The organism is Pseudolysinimonas kribbensis, from assembly GCF_039531715.1.
Classification (GTDB): Bacteria; Actinomycetota; Actinomycetes; order Actinomycetales; family Microbacteriaceae; genus Pseudolysinimonas; species Pseudolysinimonas kribbensis.
This window is the reverse complement of record NZ_BAAAQO010000002.1, coordinates 224,037-241,985: the sequence shown is the minus strand read 5'-3', so window position 1 is coordinate 241,985 and position 17,949 is coordinate 224,037. Positions and strand designations below refer to the sequence as shown.

At 68.7% G+C, this 17,949-nt stretch carries 19 protein-coding genes; 7 read left to right on the top strand and 12 right to left on the bottom strand.

Translation table 11 applies throughout. The annotated features are described in order from the left end of the window. Nucleotides 1-41: 41 nt before the first annotated feature. Entirely contained in the window at nucleotides 42-674 is a 633-nt protein-coding gene (locus tag ABD285_RS01825) for a phosphatase PAP2 family protein (protein WP_284253572.1), read from the top strand. On the opposite strand, the gene ABD285_RS01820 is transcribed toward ABD285_RS01825, so the two are convergent. Together ABD285_RS01820 and ABD285_RS01815 are read right to left on the bottom strand one after the other, a co-directional pair. Continuing rightward, entirely contained in the window at nucleotides 671-1,945 is a 1,275-nt protein-coding gene (locus ABD285_RS01820) for a DUF3644 domain-containing protein (RefSeq protein WP_284253571.1), read from the bottom strand. The two genes, ABD285_RS01825 and ABD285_RS01820, sit on opposite strands and share 4 nt — an antisense overlap. 508 nt (nucleotides 1,946-2,453) lie before the next feature. Next, a complete protein-coding gene (locus tag ABD285_RS01815) occupies nucleotides 2,454-2,876 on the bottom strand; it encodes a MarR family winged helix-turn-helix transcriptional regulator (protein ID WP_284253570.1) in 423 nt (140 codons plus the stop codon). A gap of 85 nt (nucleotides 2,877-2,961) precedes the next feature. Between ABD285_RS01815 and ABD285_RS01810 the strand changes: the two genes are divergently transcribed. From ABD285_RS01810 to ABD285_RS01790, 5 genes are read left to right on the top strand one after another with little or no spacing between them, the layout of a single operon-like run. After that, nucleotides 2,962-3,366, top strand: a complete 405-nt coding sequence (locus tag ABD285_RS01810) for a hypothetical protein (RefSeq protein ID WP_344199791.1) — start codon at nucleotides 2,962-2,964, stop codon at nucleotides 3,364-3,366. Then, nucleotides 3,354-4,931: a multicopper oxidase family protein gene (locus ABD285_RS01805; RefSeq protein WP_344199788.1), complete on the top strand. Its 1,578-nt coding sequence runs from the start codon at nucleotides 3,354-3,356 to the stop codon at nucleotides 4,929-4,931. The genes ABD285_RS01810 and ABD285_RS01805 overlap by 13 nt, the downstream gene beginning before the upstream one ends. Nucleotides 4,932-4,953: 22 nt before the next feature. Next, nucleotides 4,954-5,511: a dihydrofolate reductase family protein gene (locus tag ABD285_RS01800; RefSeq protein ID WP_344199785.1), complete on the top strand. Its 558-nt coding sequence runs from the start codon at nucleotides 4,954-4,956 to the stop codon at nucleotides 5,509-5,511. A 43-nt stretch (nucleotides 5,512-5,554) separates the two neighbouring features. Further along, nucleotides 5,555-6,430, top strand: coding sequence for a hypothetical protein (locus ABD285_RS01795; protein ID WP_344199782.1), 876 nt, complete (start codon nucleotides 5,555-5,557; stop codon nucleotides 6,428-6,430). A 59-nt stretch (nucleotides 6,431-6,489) separates the two neighbouring features. Continuing rightward, nucleotides 6,490-7,053, top strand: coding sequence for an NADPH-dependent FMN reductase (locus ABD285_RS01790; protein WP_344199779.1), 564 nt, complete (start codon nucleotides 6,490-6,492; stop codon nucleotides 7,051-7,053). On the opposite strand, the gene ABD285_RS01785 is transcribed toward ABD285_RS01790, so the two are convergent. Beyond that, nucleotides 7,050-8,237: an amidohydrolase/deacetylase family metallohydrolase gene (locus tag ABD285_RS01785; protein WP_284253562.1), complete on the bottom strand. Its 1,188-nt coding sequence runs from the start codon at nucleotides 8,235-8,237 to the stop codon at nucleotides 7,050-7,052. The two genes, ABD285_RS01790 and ABD285_RS01785, sit on opposite strands and share 4 nt — an antisense overlap. Continuing rightward, nucleotides 8,234-9,343: a zinc-binding dehydrogenase gene (locus ABD285_RS01780; RefSeq protein ID WP_284253561.1), complete on the bottom strand. Its 1,110-nt coding sequence runs from the start codon at nucleotides 9,341-9,343 to the stop codon at nucleotides 8,234-8,236. Before ABD285_RS01780 ends, ABD285_RS01785 begins: the two co-directional genes overlap by 4 nt. Nucleotides 9,344-9,550: 207 nt before the next feature. Between ABD285_RS01780 and ABD285_RS01775 the strand changes: the two genes are divergently transcribed. Beyond that, nucleotides 9,551-10,429 (top strand): MBL fold metallo-hydrolase, encoded by an 879-nt coding sequence (locus ABD285_RS01775; RefSeq protein ID WP_284253560.1) that lies wholly within the window; start codon nucleotides 9,551-9,553, stop codon nucleotides 10,427-10,429. A gap of 39 nt (nucleotides 10,430-10,468) precedes the next feature. Here ABD285_RS01775 and ABD285_RS01770 read toward each other — a convergent pair whose 3' ends face one another. The 8 genes from ABD285_RS01770 to ABD285_RS01735 all read right to left on the bottom strand — a co-directional run bounded on the left by ABD285_RS01770 (nucleotide 10,469) and on the right by ABD285_RS01735 (nucleotide 17,933). Next, nucleotides 10,469-11,455 (bottom strand): LacI family DNA-binding transcriptional regulator, encoded by a 987-nt coding sequence (locus ABD285_RS01770; RefSeq protein ID WP_284253559.1) that lies wholly within the window; start codon nucleotides 11,453-11,455, stop codon nucleotides 10,469-10,471. 101 nt (nucleotides 11,456-11,556) lie between these two features. After that, a complete protein-coding gene (locus ABD285_RS01765; RefSeq protein ID WP_344199773.1) occupies nucleotides 11,557-12,711 on the bottom strand; it encodes an acetyl-CoA acetyltransferase in 1,155 nt (384 codons plus the stop codon). Then, entirely contained in the window at nucleotides 12,708-13,085 is a 378-nt protein-coding gene (locus ABD285_RS01760; protein ID WP_344199770.1) for a Zn-ribbon domain-containing OB-fold protein, read from the bottom strand. The genes ABD285_RS01765 and ABD285_RS01760 overlap by 4 nt, the downstream gene beginning before the upstream one ends. Next, nucleotides 13,085-14,269: a CaiB/BaiF CoA transferase family protein gene (locus ABD285_RS01755; RefSeq protein WP_284253555.1), complete on the bottom strand. Its 1,185-nt coding sequence runs from the start codon at nucleotides 14,267-14,269 to the stop codon at nucleotides 13,085-13,087. The genes ABD285_RS01760 and ABD285_RS01755 overlap by 1 nt, the downstream gene beginning before the upstream one ends. Continuing rightward, nucleotides 14,266-15,333, bottom strand: a complete 1,068-nt coding sequence (locus ABD285_RS01750) for an alcohol dehydrogenase catalytic domain-containing protein (protein WP_284253554.1) — start codon at nucleotides 15,331-15,333, stop codon at nucleotides 14,266-14,268. The genes ABD285_RS01755 and ABD285_RS01750 overlap by 4 nt, the downstream gene beginning before the upstream one ends. 11 nt (nucleotides 15,334-15,344) lie before the next feature. Beyond that, the gene (fabG, locus tag ABD285_RS01745; RefSeq protein ID WP_284253553.1) at nucleotides 15,345-16,088 is read right to left on the bottom strand and encodes a 3-oxoacyl-ACP reductase FabG; all 744 of its coding nucleotides are present in this window, start codon (nucleotides 16,086-16,088) and stop codon (nucleotides 15,345-15,347) included. Then, complete coding sequence (locus tag ABD285_RS01740; RefSeq protein ID WP_344199764.1) at nucleotides 16,078-16,575, bottom strand: MaoC/PaaZ C-terminal domain-containing protein; 498 nt, start codon at nucleotides 16,573-16,575, stop codon at nucleotides 16,078-16,080. The genes fabG and ABD285_RS01740 overlap by 11 nt, the downstream gene beginning before the upstream one ends. Then, on the bottom strand, nucleotides 16,572-17,933 hold the full coding sequence (locus tag ABD285_RS01735; RefSeq protein WP_344199761.1) for a class-II fumarase/aspartase family protein: 1,362 nt from the start codon (nucleotides 17,931-17,933) through the stop codon (nucleotides 16,572-16,574). Before ABD285_RS01735 ends, ABD285_RS01740 begins: the two co-directional genes overlap by 4 nt. Nucleotides 17,934-17,949 lie beyond the last annotated feature (16 nt).

The following is a 17,949-nucleotide window of genomic DNA, read 5'->3' as shown; positions in this document are numbered from 1 at the left end:
GCCCGCTGCGGCCGCTGGCTGTCATCGCCGCGATCAGCGTCGTGCTCGTGATCGCGGGAGGGCTGGCCCTGCGTTCGAGCTCGTTCGACCTGTCCCCGGTCCAAGCCCTCAACGGATTGCACCGTGGCCTCATCGGGACGATCGGGGACGGCGTCTACAAACTCGTCGGGCCGCTGCCGGCGATCATCGGCACCGTGATCATCACGGTCATCATCGCGGCCGTGCGACGAGATCTCGCGGCAGCATCGACATTCGCGATCACGGTCGCCGCCACCTGGCTGCCCGCGGCCTTCATCAAGATCATGGTCGCCCGGCCGCGCCCACCGCAGTCATTACTGCCGCACCCTCCGCACACGCAACCTGACGCGTCCTACCCAAGCGGACACACCGTATTCCTTATCGCCCTCGCGATCGCCGCGGTGCTCATCACCCGGTCCCGCGCGGTTCGCCGAATCTGGGTGATCGCGGGAATCGCGGGGACCCTACTCGTGGCGTTCTGCGTCCTCACGGACGGGTTGCACTACCCGACCGACGTCATCGCCTCAGCCATCTGGGGCGGAGGAGTCGCGCCCCTGGTCGGTGCCCTGTGGTCGCGAGCCGTAGTGCCTCGGATCAGGCTCTTTCGCCCCAACGGCAAGGGCCCGACCTCATCGACGCAGACCCCCGCGCGCTAGCGAGCGCCGGGGGCTCGACGGGCGTGCGCGACGTTGTACCGCGCGGTGATCGCGTCAAGGTCGACGCCTGCGGCGATGGCCTTCCGGCCCAAGTCGTAGGCGCGGGCGCTCAGACCCTGGTACTGCACGTTCCCGTTCTTCGTCTTCCGGCAGAAGTACGCCGCATCGTCATCCTTGATCGCGAGATGCTCGATAAGCGCATAGCCCTGCTGCTGAGTGATGCCAAGCCGAGACCCGAACTCCCGTAGCCGGCCGCCGTACTCCTCGAACGGATCCATCGACCGATAAGCCAGAGCCTCTTCGTCACGGCGCGCCTTCCGGACTGGGATCGCCTCGGCGCCTCTGCCGACACGCAGGATCACCTCCTGCGCATCACCGTCGGGCGCGACAGGTGTCACGCTCAACGTCGCTAGTCCGGGCAGCACCCGCGTCCACTCTGTTCGGGCGCGCAAGGCTGCCTCAGCGCGTGCCACCTCCGCCTCGGTTGGCGGGTCGACTCGTCCCGTCGCCGCGCCGTCCAGACTCAGCAGAGGCCGCAGACGCGCTCTCGCCTCGGGACCCTTCCGCGTGCCCGGCGCAAGGAGAGCAGCGATCGTCGCGAGCTCATCCTCGACAAGAGCGTGCAACTCATGCGGCGGCTCAGTGCTCACGGGGATCACCCTCCCCGGCAAGAGGTCGGTCAAGTCGAGCTGGAGCTCGTCTCGCAGCAGGCGCCGAATGACCGAAATGCCCGATCGCATGTGCACCCAGAGCAGTTGCTCGCTCATCGAGATCGAATCGTGCGTCGCGCAGTCCCGATCCTGCTTGAGCGCGGCGATCAGGGCCCGCTCGTCCTTCGAAATGATCTGCAGGTCGTCCGCGGCAATGCCGATGCAGCGCGCCAGGGAGTAGGTCAGCTCGTCCCCACGATCACGGACCGTCCGACGCGCTTGGAAGATGATGCTCTTCAGCAACATCTCGAACGAGTGCCCGAGCAGCATCGGGACAGCGTGATCCCGCGCGATCGGGGAAGGGCGGTTGAAGAGCTCGATCGCGAGGACCAACGATTCGATCGCACTCTCCAGATACATGGCGGCCTGCCGACGCATCCTCACCGCGTCAGTATCTCCCCTGCTCTCGGCCGTGCCGATAACGATCGTTTTCGGCACAACTGCCGCATCGACATCCACACGCGCGACACGCCGATCGAGGCCATGCCGAAACCCTGTGCCGAAACCGGATCGTGCCGAAACGGGTATGCCTACGATTTCGGCACGACGCTCCTCGCCCAACCGACGCGCCGCGCCCACACAGACCCCTGACTGAGCACAGCCGATCGTGATCAGCAGGCCATTTCTCGGTCGGGTGCGAGGCGAGCGAGAGTACGTGGCGATGACCGAGAGCCCCGATCAAGCGAGAAAGTTCCGTCAGCGCGAACAGATCATGCCGTGGGTCGAGGTCGCTCAATCGGCTCGCATCAACGCTGACGTGCTGGAGCGGTCGATGCCTCCTCGAGAGGGCTCATATCTACTTCCTTAGTTGATGCTCCGACGGAGGCTCAGACTTTGTGGGTTCCTCTCGCCCGACGAATTCAAGTCCCACCGGTACCAGCGTGAGACCCCGCACTTACCCCGCACATTGGTCGTCAGTCAGCGGGGACGACGTCATCGGGGGCTTCTCGATTCCCCGTGATTGCGGGTCGTCGGCAAGTCCGTCATCCCGTGGCGACGACGTCGAACTAATCGTGGTGTCGCGGGTTCGAGTCCCGCCCTCGCTACTGGCCCGGATTTATCCGGGCCCTTATCGCGTTTCGCCGTGAAGGCGCTGCAGGAGCGCGATGAGGTGAGCGAGCTCGGCATCGTCGAGGTCTCGGACCAGCTCGTCGCCGACGGCGGCGGCGAGCTTGCGCGCCTCCCGGAACCGGGTCTCGCCGAGCTCGGTGAGGCGGAGGTGGACGAGGCGGCGATCCACGGCGTCCACGTCGCGGGCCAGGAGCGCCAGGTCCTCGAGCTCGGCGACCGTTCGGGCCATGCCCGCCTTGTCTCCGCCGGTCTGAGCGAGGAGGTCGCGCTGGGTGGAGGTGCCGTCGCGGTCGATGATCAGGAGCACCCCGAAGTGGCGCCCGGCCAGGCCGAGGGGAGCCAATGCCGCGTCGAGGGCCTGCGCCGCGCGTCGGTGGGACTGTCGCAGGAGCAGCCCGAGGCGCATCGCGCCATCCCTCATGTGGATCCTCTCTCCGCGCCCATGTTTTTCTCATCTGAAACCGTTCCAGATGAAACTAGTTGGGGGAACGTTGACCAGGTCTCTCGTGCACGACGAGGTCACGCCCGTGACCAGGAGCGGACCGCGGTGGCCGCGCTGGGTCTTTCGCGTCACGGCGACGCTGGCCGCGGTCATGCTCTTCGACCAGGCGATCTTCGCAGGTCAGTTCCTGTCGGGCGTCTACCCGGCGCTGGACCTGCATCGCGAGAACGCCACCTATGCCGGCATCTGCGTGCTCGTCGCCGCCGTCGCGGCGGTGCTGCAATTCCGGCCGGGCCGCGGGCCGTGGTGGCCGATCGTCGGGTACGTGCTGCTCTTCGGGCTCATCGGGCTGCAGATCCTGCTCGGCTTCATGCACACACTGGCCCTGCACATACCGCTCGGCGTCGCGATCATCCTGATCGCCACGGCCCTCGCCGTCTGGGCGTGGAGGCGGACATGGCCGCGGTGAGCCGCCGCGCGTTCATCGGCGGCGGCGTACTGGCCGGGGTCGGCCTCGCGGTGGGGCTGCCGTTCGCTCTCGAGGGCACGGGGCGGCATTCGACCGGTGAGCAGTTGCGGAGCACCGCGCGTCTGCCGCGCTCCTTCACGCTGCCGCTTCGGCTCCCGCCCACCCTCCGACCGTCCTCGACCGAGGAGGGCGTGGACCGCTACATGATGACGACCCGGGGGGCGACGGCGCACATCCTGCCCGGGCTCACGACGCCGATCCTCGGCTTCGAGGGGGTGTTCCCCGGCCCGACGATCGAGAGCCGGCGCGGGCGTCCCGTCGCGGTGCGGCACCGCAACCGGCTGCCGATCCCGATCGTGGTCCATCTGCACGGCGGGCACACCCCGCACGAGAGCGACGGCTACCCGACCGATGACATCTATCCCCAGGACATGACCTATCTGCATCGGCATCAGGGCATGACCGGGATGGATGGTCATGCCCCGATGCCGGCCGGCGACGTCAGCCACGGGGAGCGGGTCTACCGCTACCCGATGCAACAGCGCGCCGCGATGCTCTGGTATCACGATCACCGGATGGACTTCACCGGCCCCTCGGTGTGGCGCGGCCTGGCCGGTCTGCACATCGTGCGCGACGACGAGGAGGACGCGCTCGGCCTTCCTCGCGGCCGCTACGAACTGCCGCTCGTGCTCACGGACCGCGCGTTCGACGCCGACGGGTCGTTGCTCTATCCGAGTGTCGACGCCACGCTCGTCAACACGCCGGGCGTCACGGATCCGTACGTCGCCGGCGTGCTCGGCGACGTCATGCTCGTCAACGGGGTGCCGTGGCCGTTCGCCGACGTGGACCGCGCGACCTACCGCCTCCGGTTCCTCAACGCGTGCAACGCTCGCCGGCTGCGATTGCGGCTGGATCCGGAACCGCACGACGGGCTCCTGCAGATCGGCACGGAGGGCGGACTGCTGGCGGCACCGCTGCAGCACGACTCGTTCGAGCTCGCGCCGGCGCAACGGCTGGACGCGCTCGTCGACTTCTCGCGCTTCCCGGTCGGCGCGCTCGTCACCCTGTACGACGATTTCGCCGACGGCCGGATGCATCAGATCATGCGATTCCGCGTCGGCGAGCGCGTCGGCCCGCGTTTCACCGCGCCCGCGACGCTCTCGACGATCGAACCGCTCGACCCCACGAAGGCGACCGTCACGCGCACCTTCCGATTCCAGCGAGGCTCGGTGGGCCACCGCGACGGCTGGATCATCAACGAGGAGCCCTTCAGCCCGACCTCCGTCGCGGCCCGGCCGAAGCTCGGCGACATCGAGATCTGGCAGCTGTTCGCCGACTTCCACCATCCGGTGCACGTGCACCTCGACCCGTTCCAGGTGGTGGGTCGCGGGATCTACGGACCGGGCCCGTTCGACGCGGGATGGAAGGACACGATCGACCTCAGCCCCGGCGAGCAGGCCCGGATCGCGGTGCGCTTCCGCGACCATCCCGGCCGGTTCGTCTTCCACTGCCACAACCTCGAGCACGAGGACATGGCGATGATGGCCAACTTCGTCACGGCATGAGACGATCCGGGAGGCGCGCTCCATGACACGACTGATCTACGCGACGAACACGACCCTCGACGGGTACATCGAGGATGCGAGCGGAGCGTTCGACTTCTTCCCGGTCGACGACGAGGTGTTCGCGGCTCACACGGACCTCATGCGCTCCGTCGGCACGCTCCTGTACGGGCGGCGGCTCTACGAGGCGATGGCCGTCTGGGAGACCGACACCGACCTCGCCGCCCATTCCCCCCTGTTCGCCGACTTCGCCGCAGCCTGGCGAGCGCCGCGCAAGATCGTCTACTCCCGGACCATGGCCGCGGTCGCCACCGCCCGCACCCGGATCGAATCGACGTTCACCGCTGCTGCGGTGCGGGATCTGAAGGCCGCGGCGACCCGTGATCTCCTGATCGGCGGCGCCGAGCTCGCCGGCCAGGCGTTCAGGGCGGGACTGGTGGATGAGGTCCAGCTCTATGTCGTGCCCGTCAGCGTCGGGGCCGGCAAGCCCGCGATGCCGACCGACCTCCGGATCGAGTTCGAGCTCCTCGACGAGCACCGCTTCGGCAACGGCGTGATGCGACTGCGCTACCGGCGTCACTGAGCCCCGCGTCTCCGAGGTCCTGCGCTCCCGATACCGTGGAGCGGTGGACCTCGAGCGCGTCGACTTCGGTCCGCTGACCTCCTCGCCATCCGCGTCGCTCGCCGCCGAGGTGCACGCGAGGGCGCTCGCGGGGGATCTCGGCCCCGAGACGGTGGACGAGGTCCGATCCGAGCGGACCCGGGCGATCGTGCCGATCGCGGTCGTCGGCGGCACCCTGGCGGTGATCCTGGCGATCACCACCATCGTCGAAGCCGCGCAGGAGAAGGGTCCTGAGGCGGTGATCGGGCTCGAGGGCATCGCCGTCATCGCCCTCGTCTGCCTCGCGGTCTACGCGTTCGTCCGCCGCGTCGTGCAGCCTCGGGGCTGGCTCCGTCTCGTGCGGTTCGTGGCCTTCGCCGACGCCAACGGCTTCATCGGTCGGCCGGTCGCGGACCCGGCGCGCACCCCCGGACCACTGGGCCGGCGCACCTTCCGGTACCGTCGCGTCTTCCGGTTCCTGACGTGGGAACAGCGGGGCGTGCAGGTCGAGACCGGCGAGTACGTCGACTCGTCCACGGGCACGCGCTCCTCGGTGGGGATGAGGCTGCGATACCTGGCGATCCCCGTCCGCGACGCGCTCCCCACCGCGACGTTCCTCTGCGGCCGCTCGATGTCGAACCCGTCGCCGCGCTCCTTCGCCTGGGTGAACGCGCTCGGTCGCGGTCGCGTTCAGCTCCTGTGCGAGAAGGACGATGTGCGGGAGGTCCGCGCGTTCTTCACCGATGAGCTGATCGCCGCGCTCACCGACAAGCGCCGCCCCGCGCACGCCGCTCTCGAGGACGGCTGGTTCTTCGCCTACTTCCTGCCGGGCGGCTGGGAGAAGCCGGACATGTGGCGGTCCGTGTTCCGTGTCGCGGAACTGGTCACCCGCGCCGGGTAGCGGGCGGCGCCTCGATCGGCCAGCGGCGGTCGACGGCGATCGACGTTCGATAAACTGATATGACCGTCGCGTCTGTGGGTGGCGGAGGGGGACTGATGATGCTGAAAGCTGTCGTTCTCTGCGGCAACCCGAAGCCTCGTTCCCGGACGCTCGCCCTGGCTGAGGCGCTCGCGGCCGCCTTGCTCCCCGGAATCTCGATCGTGACCATCGACCTGGCTGCGCACGCCGATTCGATCTTCGCCTGGCCGTCCAACGACATGGACGAGCTGATCGCGGTGGTCGCGGGCGCCGACGTCGTGATCGTGGCATCACCGACGTACAAGGCCGCATACACCGGACTTCTCAAGGGGTTCCTCGATCGTTACGGACCCGGTGCCCTGGACGGGGTCGTCGCGATCCCCGTCATGACCGGCGCTTCCCTGGCGCACGCCATGGCGCCCGAGGCGCACCTTCGTCCCCTCCTCGTTGAGCTGGGAGCGAGTGTCCCCACCCGGGCTCTCTACTTCGTGACGGACAACATGGATGAGGTCGACCGCTCGGTCGAAGCCTGGGTCACGACGAACGCGCGGTACCTGCAGGCGACGCTGGGAAGGGACACGGGTCGCCACCCCAGCGGTGCCTAACCAGGCTCGAAGGAGTCGGGCAGCCATCCGCGAGCGTGCGGACCCGGCCCGGGAGCGATGAGTTCGCCGGCACGGACAGTCGTCCGCGGGAGGATCAGTCGGTCGAGCCGGAGCGTCTGTCCCACGGAGTCCACGGCTTCCCAGCTGCCGGTGACGACGTCGAGGATCGAGACGTCGGCCGTGCCGCCGATCGTGAGCGAGCCGACATCGTCTCGTCGGGCGGCATCGGCCGGCCCCGACGTGCTGAGCGCGATCACCTCGGCGAGGTCGAAGCCCAGCCCGAGGTACCGGCTCATCACCTCGGTCATCGTGTAGACGACGTCGCGGCGCCCCGCCGCCGTCATGTCGGTGCTGATCGCGTCGATCCGGATTCCCTGATCGAAGACCTCGCGAGCGACGTCGAAGCTGAAGTTGCCGCGGCCGTGCGCCGCATCGAAGCGGATACCGCGTTCCGCCGCCGCGAACGCCTCGGGGATCACTCGTCGCCGTCCATCGAGGATGCCGCCGGGGTGCGGTGTGAACAGGTGGGTCACGATGTCACCCGGCCCGAGAAGTTCCAGGGTTCGAGCGCCGAGGTCGGCCGGACCTTCGCCGTGCACGTCACCGATGTGCACCATCACGGGCAGACCGGCCGCGTGGGCGATCTCAACCGACCTTCGCAGCATCTCGATCCCGAGGATCCGAAGCGCGGGGTTGACCATCCGGACCTTCAGGCCGCCGATGAGCCCCTCGTATTGCGTGAGGGAGCGCTCGACGAGCTTGAAGTCGACGTCGGACTCGGCGGTGATCTCCGGGTTCGTGGCGAACCCGGTCGTCGCGATATGCAGAAACGGGATGACCCGAGTTCGCCGGTTCGGGATGATCCAGTTGGCGAACGCGCCGATCGTGCCCGCCCCCGCGCTCCCCGCGTCGACCACCGTCGTCACACCGGAGCGGATGCCGACGTCGTCGGGATCGGCGCATGAGTCGAGCACGCCGCCCAGCACATGCGTGTGCAGATCGACCAGTCCCGGGGTCACCAGGGCACCCGTGGCGTCGACGACACGAGCGGCACGCGCGCGCTCGATACGGCTCGCGATCTCGACGACCCGTCCGTCCCGGATGGCGAGATCCGCAAAGAGGTCGATGGCGCGCGATGGATCCAGGACGCGACCTCCTGAGATGAGCAGGTCGAGATCGGTCATGCCATGACGATGACAGCTCGTCCGGTGATCTCGCCGCGGGCGAGCGTCTCGTACGCGGCGGCGGCGTCCTCGAGTCCGAAGCGGCGGGTGACGAGGTGCTCCGTGTCGAATCCGCGGTCGGCGGCAAGGGCGACGACGGCGGGAAGATCCTCGCGCGTACGCGCACCGTAGGAACCGGAGATCGTGGTGGCGCGACGCACGAGAGGAGTGATCTCGATCTCGGCGGTCGTGGACCCGGCGGCGATCCCGATCGCCACCATCCGTCCGCCGTCGGCCAACATGTCGACCGCCTGCCGGAACGTCTGGGGGCGACCGAGCGCCTCGAACGAGACGTCGACACCGCGCCCGCCGGTGATCTCGCGCACGGCCGCGACGGGGTCGGCCGTGGACGCATCGACGACGTGGGTGGCGCCGAGCGCCCGCGCGGCTTCGAGCTTGTCGGCAGACACGTCGACCGCGATGACCGGAACGGCCCCGGCGGCCCTGGCCATCTGCACGACGCCGCTGCCCACCCCGCCGACGGCGACGACGGCGACCGCCTCACCGGGCTCCACCCGGGCGGCGCGGTGAACCGCTCCATAGGAGGTGAGAGCCGAGCAGCCGAGCACGGCCGAGGTCACGGGATCGAGTCCGGGGGCGAGTTTCGCGAGAGCGGTCACGGGGACGACCGCGTACTCGGCGAGTCCGCCCATCGAGTACATGGCCAGGAACGAGCCGTCCGGCATCGCGAGCCGGCTCTCGCCGTCGTAGAGCGTGCCGTTCAGCCGGTTCTGGCCGAAGAAGTTCTCGCACAGATCGTCGCGGCCGCGGCGACAGGCCGGGCACGTCGCGCAGGGCATGATGAACGCACCGACGACCGTGTCGCCGACCGCGAGGCCGCGAGCATCGCTCGTACCTGCGCCGATCTCGATGATCGCGCCGCTGATCTCGTGGCCCAGAACGGCGGGGCGCGGGAACGTCACCTCGCCCTTGATCACGTGGAGGTCGGTGTGACAGACGCCGCAGGCGATGATCTTGACCAGGGCCTCACCGGCCTTCGGCGTGGGAATCGCGAGCTCGACGATCTCGAGCCCGGGCTCTCGGTCACGGAGAACTGCGGCCCGCATCGTCCCGCCAGGCGGGGCCGTCTCACTGCGGGCTGATGCGCTGGCGGCGGGCATGGCACCCAGCACATCAGGATTCACGGCGGAAATCAATCCGTTGAGTGCACCAGTCTTGCCCTGCTCGAGTAGATCTGATCATGGATAGGACTCGGTACTCTGGCTGCTAAGTCAATCGGTTGTCGAACCCTCGGCCAACGGACGGAGCACGTCGTGATCGCGGTACCGCAGAAGCAGATTCCCGGCATCTACCACCGTCGTATCGGCGACATCGTCGTCACCGCGATCAGCGACGGCCTCATGATCCCGGATCACACGATGACGCGGAACCTCTCGGAGGACGAGCTGTCGCGCGCGCTGGCGAGCGGCTTCCGGCGACGATTGGCGTTCTCGGTCAACGCCTTCCTCCTTCGCACGCGTGATCGAATCGCTCTCATCGACACCGGCTCGGGCGCGTACTTCGGCAGCGCGACCGGGCATGTCCTGGAGAACCTCCGGGCAGCGGGCGTCGCACCCGAGGAGATCGACACGGTGCTCCTGACGCACATGCACCCGGACCATTCGGCGGGGCTGACTGATGTGGCCTCCGGATCGGCGATCTACCCGAACGCGGAGCTGCTCGTCCACGAGAACGAGCCGCGCCACTGGTTCGACGACGCGCAGATGGCTCGAGCCTCGGACCTCTACAAGCGGATCCACTTCCAGTACACGCGCGAGCAGGTGACGCCGTACCTCGACGGCATGCGCACGTTTTCAGGCGGAGAAGTTCTGCCGGGGGTGACCGCCGTGGAGCTCGCCGGGCACACGCCGGGCCACTCCGGATACCTCGTCGAGTCGGGCGGGGAGGGTCTCCTGATCTGGGGCGACATCATCCACATCCCCGAGATCCAGTTCGCACGGCCCGAGATCGTCATGGTGCCCGACCTCGACCCCGGTATGGCCGAGGCATCGCGGCGCCGGATTCTCGATCTCGCCGAGCAGGAGCGGGTGCTCGTCACCGGCGCCCATCTGCACTATCCGGGCTTCGGGTACGTCAGCCGCGAGAACGGCGTGTACCGCTACCACCCGGAGGCGTGGAAGCAGGAGTGGTGACCGCCGTCCCGGCGCGCGGCGGTCGTCCAGTCCGCCGTCTCAGGCGTGCGGCCTGCTCGTGGAGTGACGTGCGATGAGCTCCAGCGGGGTGTCGACGACCTGTTCGATCGCGTCATTCGGAGGCGTGTCGGCGAGCAGCTGCACGGCCAGCCGACCCATCTCATAGATGGGCATGCGGATGACCGTGAGCGCCGGGGACGCGTACTCGGCAAGGTCGAGGTCGTGGATCGAGATGAGCGACAGGTCGTTCGGGATGCTGACGCCCGCTTCGTACGCGGCGCTCATCGCGCCGAGCGCCGAGGTGACGTTCGCGGCGAGGACAGCCTGCGGTGGCTCGCTCAGCTCCAGCAGGCTCCGCATCGCCTGATACCCGCCGCGTGGCGTGTAGTCGGCGTTCACGATGTACGAAGTCGGGATCGCAAGCCCCGCATCCTGCATCGCCGAGAAGAAGCCGTCGAGCCGTCGCGTCGACGTGTCCAGGTCGCGGGGGCCCCCGATGTGCCCGATCCGGGTGTGACCGAGCTCGACGAGATGACGGACCGCCTGCCGTGCTGCCGCGAAGTCGTCGAGGATGACGTAGCGGTCGAGGCCGGGGATGCGGCGGTTCACCGACAGCACCGGCTGTCCGCGCTTGCGGAAGAGCCGCACCAACTCGTCGGCCCGGGCAGCGCCGGCTACCAGCAGCCCGTCAATGGTCCCGTTGCCGAACAGGGCTGCGAGTCGGGACTCCTCGTCGGAGGTCGGCGACGCGCTCACGGTCAGCAGCGCGTAGTTCATCGCATTCGCAGCGCTCTGGGCGCCGTCGATGATCCCGGAGTACACGCTGTTATGAAAATCCGGCACGACGAGCCCGAACGCGTCGGCTCGCGACCGCCGCAACGAACGCGCGGCATAGTTCGGCCGGTAGTCGAGCTGGGCGACGGCCCGGAGCACTCGCTCGCGAGTGGACTCCCGCACCGAGAGAGACGCGTCCCCGCTGAGCATCTTCGAGACGACTGCGACATCCACCCCGGCGAGTTGAGCCACGTCGCGCATGGTGACACGGCGTACCGACGACCCGGTGTTCTCGCTGCTTGCCACCGCCTCACCCCCGCATCACTGTGCTCGGCTCATGCCGAGGTTGGAACCTAGAGTGTAGCCACGCCACCGAGAAGCGCCGTGGCTTGTGCGGACAGCACCGCGCCGTTCGCATGAACGAGCGCCACGTCGGCCCCCGATACCTGCCGAGCGCCCGCGGCCCGCCGCAGTTGCCGGGTCGCTTCGATGAGCATGAAGATCCCGTACATTCCGGGATGCGTATACGACAGGCCGCCGCCATTCGTGTTGACGGGCAATCGACCGCCCGGAACGATGCTGCCGTCGGCGACGAAGGGGCCGCCCTCGCCCTTGTCACAGAAGCCGAGGTCCTCCAGGAACAGTGGCACATTGATGGTGAACGCGTCGTAGAGCTCGACCACGTCGACATCTGCGGGACCGAGACCGGCCATCTCGAACGCCCGTGCGCCCGAGTCGACCGCTGCTGTCGTGGTCAGGGACGGCATCTGCGAGATGCTCCGGTGCCAATGCGCCTCGCCCACCCCGAGCACGGGCACGAGCGGCTGGCGCAGCGTTCGTGCCCGCTCGGTCGTGGTGACGACGATCGCGCCACCGCCGTCGGTGACCAGGCAGCAGTCCGCGACGGTGAGCGGATCGCTGACCATCCGAGAGTCGAGCACGTCCTGCAGAGCCAGCGGGCCCCTCGCGAACGCGCCGGGCGTGAGATGCGCCCACGCGCGGGCGGCGACGGCGACGGCGGCGAGCTGCTCGCGGGTCGTGCCGAACTCGAACATGTGGCGGGCTGCGGCGAGCGCGTACATGGTCACCGGATATCTCGGCCGGTACGCCGTCTCGTAGAGGTTCGGCGCCGACGCGGTCACCAGCCTGCCGCCGTCGGAGAGCTGGGTGCTGCCGTATGCGATCAGCGCTGTGGAGCAGAGGCCGGCTCGGATCGCTGAGATCGCGTGGAGCAGGTGCGAGACGAAGGACGCTCCGCCCAGGTTGTTCGAGTCGGAATAGCGCGGACGGATGCCCAGATACTCGGCGAGCTCGAGCGCTGACATCGCGTAGTGCGAGGTGGCGCAGAACACCGCGTCGACCTCATGAAGCTCGATGCCGGCGTCGCTCGCTGCGGCTGCGGACGCCTGCGCAGCGAGATCGAGGCTCGTGAGACCTTCCGCGACGCGGCCCAGGTCCGATTCGGCGGCACCCGCGATCGCCGCGAATCCGCGCAACGCGTCGCTCATGACTCCGCGATCCGACTGAACTCGAGGGTCTCGGCGGTCGTGCCGGGCGGGACGATCGCGCGCACCCGGTCCCCGATCCGCACCTGACCGTCACCCGCATCGCGGACCGTGCACATCATCCGGAAGCCCTCGTCGAGATCGATCAGGGCGACGTTGTAGTCACCGGAACGACTGCGGGTGGTCGTCGTCGAGTAGACCACCCCCGAGCCCGCGCTGTCCTCCCATTCGAGCCGGGCGTCACCGCAGTGCGGGCACACGACACGGGGAAAGAACACCGCATGGCCGCAGCGCGTGCAGCGCTGGTAGCGCAACCGTCCACCGACGAGCCCCTCGGCGTACACCGCGGCGGGAGAGATCCCGATGCGCTCACCCATCACGAGACGGTGCCTTCGTGACGCAGTCGCCGGCGCTCCTCGGCGTCGCGGCCGATGCTTTCAAGCACGGCATCGGTGTGCTCGCCAAGGGCAGGGACTGGCCCCATGGATGGCGAGTATGCGGAGCTCAGGACCGGGGGCAGCACCGCGGCGATCTCGCCGACCGGGGAGCCGATGGTGGTCCATCTGCCGCGCTCCGTGAGCTGCGGATGCTCGACGACGGCCGCCATGTCGTTGACCAGGCCGTTCGGGATACCGGCCGCGTCGAGGCGCGCGCCGAGCTCCGCAGCCGTCATCGCGCGGGTCTTCTGGGCGATCAGGTCGTCGACGAAGTCGCGGTTCTCGGTACGGGCGATGTTGGTGCTGGTGCGGGGGTCGTCCACGAGGTCCGGCCGCTCGATCACCTGGCGAGCGAACGCGGACCAGCCGCGGTCGTTCTGGATGCCGATCAGCACCGCCGTCCCGTCGCCGGTCGGATACGCGTCATAGGGAGTGACCGTCGGGTGGCCGAGCCCGACACGTGGGGGCGGGGACCCGAGGTAGAGCTGACGGTAGATGGGATACCCCATCCATTCGACGAGCGCGTCGAAGAGGCTGACCTGGATGTGCTCTCCGGCATCGGTGCGCTGCCGGAGAAGGAGGGCCGCGAGAATGCCCTCGAGCAGATAGGTCCCGGCTGCGATGTCCGCCACCGGGATCCCGGCCTTGGCGGGGGCATCGCGGGAGCCCGTGATCGAGACGAAGCCGGCCTCGGCCTGGACCAGGAGGTCGTATGCCTTGCGCCGGCTCATGGGGCCCGCTGTGCCGTAGCCGGTCAGTTCCGCGACGATGAGTCTCGGAAAGCGCTGCCGGACGGTGTCCGCATCGAACCCGAGACGGCCGACCGCGCCCGGGCCGAGGTTGTGGAGGAAGACGTCCGCGGTGGCCAGCAGGTCGCCGAGCACGCTCTTGCCATCATCCGCCGCGAGGTCGAGGGCGATCGACTGCTTACCGCGGTTCAGCCACGCGAAATGCGTCGCGAGACCACCTCGAATGGACGAGTCGTAATCGCGCGCGAAGTCGCCACCGTCCGTGCGCTCGACCTTGATGACCTCGGCGCCGAGATCCGCGAGATGGCGCGTCGCGAACGGGGCCGCGACGGCCTGCTCGAGGGACACCACGCGCACTCCGTCCAAGGGCTTCATGCCGCTGCCTCTCCGCTCGGTGCCACCGGATCTCCACCGACGGCGAGGACGATCCGGCCGGAGGTGCGTTGCTCCTCCATGTCGCGATGCGCGTCCCGGACGGAGTCGAGCGGGATGGTCCGGTTGATGTCGACCGAGAGCTCGCCAGCGGCCACGAGCTCCATCACCTCGCCGAGCTCCGCATTGGAGCACGACTTCGTGCCCAGCAGACTGATCTCCTTCATGACCAGGTGGGCGATCCTGACCTCCGACGGCTTGCCGCTGACATTTCCGATGACGACGACGCGACCGCCGGTGCGCACCGCGTGCAACGACTGTGCGAGGGTGGGGTCACCGGCGACCTCGAGCACGAGATCGGCGCCGATGCCGCCCGTCAGCCCCTTCACCGCGTGGGCGAACTTCAGCTCGGGATCGGCGACGACCTCGTCCGCTCCATGCTCCAGAAGCATTCCGGTCTGGCCAGGACGGGAGGTGATCGCGATCACGCGTGCTCCGGCCTGTTTCACGACCGAGATCGCGTGCAGGCCGATCCCGCCGCTCGCGCCGGTGATGACGACATCCTGGCCCGCCGCCAGCCGCCCGCGTGTGTGCGCTGCGTGGTAGGCGGTGCCGAGGGTGCAGTTGACGACGGCGGCGACCTCGAGCGAGAGCGTGTCGGGCACGCGGATGAACGCGCGCGACGGGGCCCCCAGATATTCGGCGTACCCGCCGTCGAAGTCATCGCCCATGAATTGGGCGCGGACCGTCAGGCATACCGCCTGGTCGCCGGAGCGGCAGGCGGAGCAGTGCCCGCACCCCATGAAGATCGTCGACATGACGCGCGTTCCCGGCGCCCACGTCGCCGTCGGACCTGCCGCCACGACGGTGCCGCTCACCTGATGGCCCAGGGTGAGCGGGAGCGGCACGTTGGGGAAGGCGCCGGATCGTGTGAGGAGATCGTGGCGGCATACGCCGCAGTAGGCGACCTCGACGAGCACCTCGTCGCCGTCGACCGAGGGGACGGGCTCTCGACGGCGCTGGAGCACGTCGGGCGCGCCGAAGCCGTCGATCCGCCATGCGGTCATCGTGTCCGGGATCACATGTACCTCCCGCCGCCGATCTCGAGAACCGCACCCGTCATATAACTGGAAAGTTCGCTCGACAGGAACAACACGACCTTCGCCACCTCATCCGGCTCGCCGGCGCGACCCAGCGGGATCTCGGCGAGTTTCTGGTTCCAGATCTCCGGGGAGAGGGCTTCCGTCATGGCGGTACGGATCAGGCCGGGCTGAACCGCGTTGGCGCGCACGCCGAACCGGGCGTACTCCTTCGCCGTGACCTTGGTGAGCCCGATGAGACCGGACTTCGCCGTGCTGTAGTTGGCCTGCCCGAAGTTGCCGACCTTGCCCGATAGCGACGAGATGTTCACGATCGCCCCGCTCCGCTGCTCGCGCATGACCTCCGCCGCCGCCTTTGTCGCGAGGAACGCTCCCCGCAGATGCACGGACTGCACGAGGTCCCACTGCTCGATCGTCATCTTGCGGATCGACGCGTCGCGGGTGATGCCCGCGTTGTTCACGAGCACATCCAACGAGCCGGTGGCCTCGACCGTCGTCGACACCAGCCGCGCCACGTCATCGGGATCGCTGATGTCGGTGCGCACGGCGAGCGCCTCGCCGGAGAGTTCGCCGGCGACCGACTCGGCCGCCGCGAGGTCGAGATCGGCGATCACGACGCGTGCGCCCTCGGAAGCGAAGCGCGTGGCCATCGCCTGTCCAAGGCCTCCGGCGCCGCCCGTGATGACGACCGTCTTCCCGGGGAGGAGGAGTTCAGAGGGCATCGTCGGCCTTTCCGTCTGCGCGTTCCGAAGCGCGCGCGATCAATATGGGGCTGAGCGTTTCGAGCACCACGTCACCTCGTTGGTTGACGAGCTCGAGCCGGCGCGTGACGAGTCCGCGACCCGTGCTCGTGATCCGCAACTCGGCGACGGTGAACCGGCATCGCACGGTGTCGCCGACGAACAGGGGGGTGCGGAAGCGCATCTCGTCGAAGCCGAGCAACGCCTCGACGGTCGTCGAGAACCATCCGGCCGAGAAGATCAGCCCACCCATGATCGCGAGCCCGCACACTCCGTGGACGACGCGCCGACCGAACACCGAGTCGCGGGCGAACTCCTCGTCCACGTGGATCGGGTTCCAATCGCCGGAGAGCATCGCGAACTGGACGAGGTCGGTCTCGGTCACCGTGCGGGCGCCCGACACGAGCTCCAGCCCGGTGGCGAGGTCCTCGAAGTGAAGGGGGAACGGCCCTGTGCCCGCCGTGGTCATCGCACCGGGCCCTTTCCGGCGGTCCAGGCGGCCACGGCGGTCTCGACGACATGTGGCGCTTCGCCGACATAGGCGGCCGGGTCGATCGAATGCACGGCGTCGAGCTGATCTCGGGGAACGGTGCGTACGAGCGCGTCGAGCAGCCCGATGTTCTCGGAACGCGAGGTCTGGGCGGCCTCATACACCACGTCGTGCGCCCGCTCGCGGCCGAAGGCGGGCGCCAGACCGATCATGTACGCCTCGGCCATGATCAGCCCGTGGTCCAAGTCGAGATCCGCGCGCATCCGGTCGGCGTCGATCTGCATCCCGGTGACCAAGTCGACCATGCCGCTCAGCGAGGCACCCGCCAGCGACGCGAGCGTCGGCAGCACGAACCACTCCGCGTGCCACTCGCCGGCTGCGCGTTCATGACCCGGTTCCATGATGCGCGCGACGGCCGCGCTCAGCGCGCCTGCGATGATCGAGCACCCCACGATCGTCTCCGAAGTGATCGGGTTGCGCTTCTGCGGCATCGTGGAGGAGGCCCCGCGGTGATGACCCTGGCGCTCAGAGACCTCGGCGATCTCGTTCCGGGACAGGTCGATCACCTCGCGCGCGAATCGCGCCGCGGTGCCGATCGTGAGGATCCAGGACTGCGCCCATTCGGCAAGGCGTCCCCTCGAGACGTGCCAGGGCACGTCTCCGGCTTCGAGGCCGAGCTCGGCGGCGGCGAGTCGACGGATCTGCTGCGATTGCTCGCCGTACGCGGCCGATGTGCCTCCGGCGCCGTACAGAGAGATGGTCGCCACCCCGCGCCGGGTCTGGATCGCTCGCGCCCTGTGGTGGGTGAAGTCGTCGAGATACCCCGCGAGCTTCGCGCCGAAGGTGGTCGGGACCGCATGCATCGCATGGGTGCGGCCGGGCATGATGTCGCGGACATGCTCGACCGCCCGCTGCGCCAGCAGGTCGCCGATCCGGTCGAGCAGGCCGATGAGGTGGTCCGATGCGGCTGTCAGCTGCAGCACGAGCCCGGTGTCCATGACGTCCTGGGTGGTGGCGCCGAGATGCGTCGTGCCGCGAGAGGCCGGTGGCAACAGCGCGTCGAGCTGCCGGACGAGGGGGAGGATCGGGTAGCCGACGACGCGGGTCTCGTCCCACAGCCGCTCCCGGTCGATCCGATCGGCGTCGGCGGCCGCCGCGAGGGCGTCACGTACGTGGCGGGGCAGGATGCCGAGTTCGGCCTGAGCGGAGGCCAGCGCCACCTCGGTGCGAAGCCACCCGTCGATCACCGCGCGCTCGGAGAAGATCGCCTGGATCTCGGAGTCCCCCGCGATCTGCGACAGCAGATCGAAGGGTGCAGGGGGCCTGTCCCAGGTCATGACGAACTCCTCGTAC

What these genes read in the sequence shown, in the direction of transcription:
- ABD285_RS01780 (WP_284253561.1), bottom strand. Translation starts at nt 9,343, where the DNA reads ATGCGGGCCGCAGTTCTCCGTGACCGAGAGCCCGGGCTCGAGATCGTC.
- ABD285_RS01815 (WP_284253570.1), bottom strand. Translation starts at nt 2,876, where the DNA reads ATGAGGGATGGCGCGATGCGCCTCGGGCTGCTCCTGCGACAGTCCCAC.
- fabG (WP_284253553.1), bottom strand. Translation starts at nt 16,088, where the DNA reads ATGCCCTCTGAACTCCTCCTCCCCGGGAAGACGGTCGTCATCACGGGC.
- ABD285_RS01790 (WP_344199779.1), top strand. Translation starts at nt 6,490, where the DNA reads ATGACCGTCGCGTCTGTGGGTGGCGGAGGGGGACTGATGATGCTGAAA.
- ABD285_RS01755 (WP_284253555.1), bottom strand. Translation starts at nt 14,269, where the DNA reads ATGAAGCCCTTGGACGGAGTGCGCGTGGTGTCCCTCGAGCAGGCCGTC.
- ABD285_RS01785 (WP_284253562.1), bottom strand. Translation starts at nt 8,237, where the DNA reads ATGACCGATCTCGACCTGCTCATCTCAGGAGGTCGCGTCCTGGATCCA.
- ABD285_RS01740 (WP_344199764.1), bottom strand. Translation starts at nt 16,575, where the DNA reads ATGACCACGGCGGGCACAGGGCCGTTCCCCCTTCACTTCGAGGACCTC.
- ABD285_RS01750 (WP_284253554.1), bottom strand. Translation starts at nt 15,333, where the DNA reads ATGACCGCATGGCGGATCGACGGCTTCGGCGCGCCCGACGTGCTCCAG.
- ABD285_RS01760 (WP_344199770.1), bottom strand. Translation starts at nt 13,085, where the DNA reads ATGGGTGAGCGCATCGGGATCTCTCCCGCCGCGGTGTACGCCGAGGGG.
- ABD285_RS01800 (WP_344199785.1), top strand. Translation starts at nt 4,954, where the DNA reads ATGACACGACTGATCTACGCGACGAACACGACCCTCGACGGGTACATC.
- ABD285_RS01805 (WP_344199788.1), top strand. Translation starts at nt 3,354, where the DNA reads ATGGCCGCGGTGAGCCGCCGCGCGTTCATCGGCGGCGGCGTACTGGCC.
- ABD285_RS01765 (WP_344199773.1), bottom strand. Translation starts at nt 12,711, where the DNA reads ATGAGCGACGCGTTGCGCGGATTCGCGGCGATCGCGGGTGCCGCCGAA.
- ABD285_RS01735 (WP_344199761.1), bottom strand. Translation starts at nt 17,933, where the DNA reads ATGACCTGGGACAGGCCCCCTGCACCCTTCGATCTGCTGTCGCAGATC.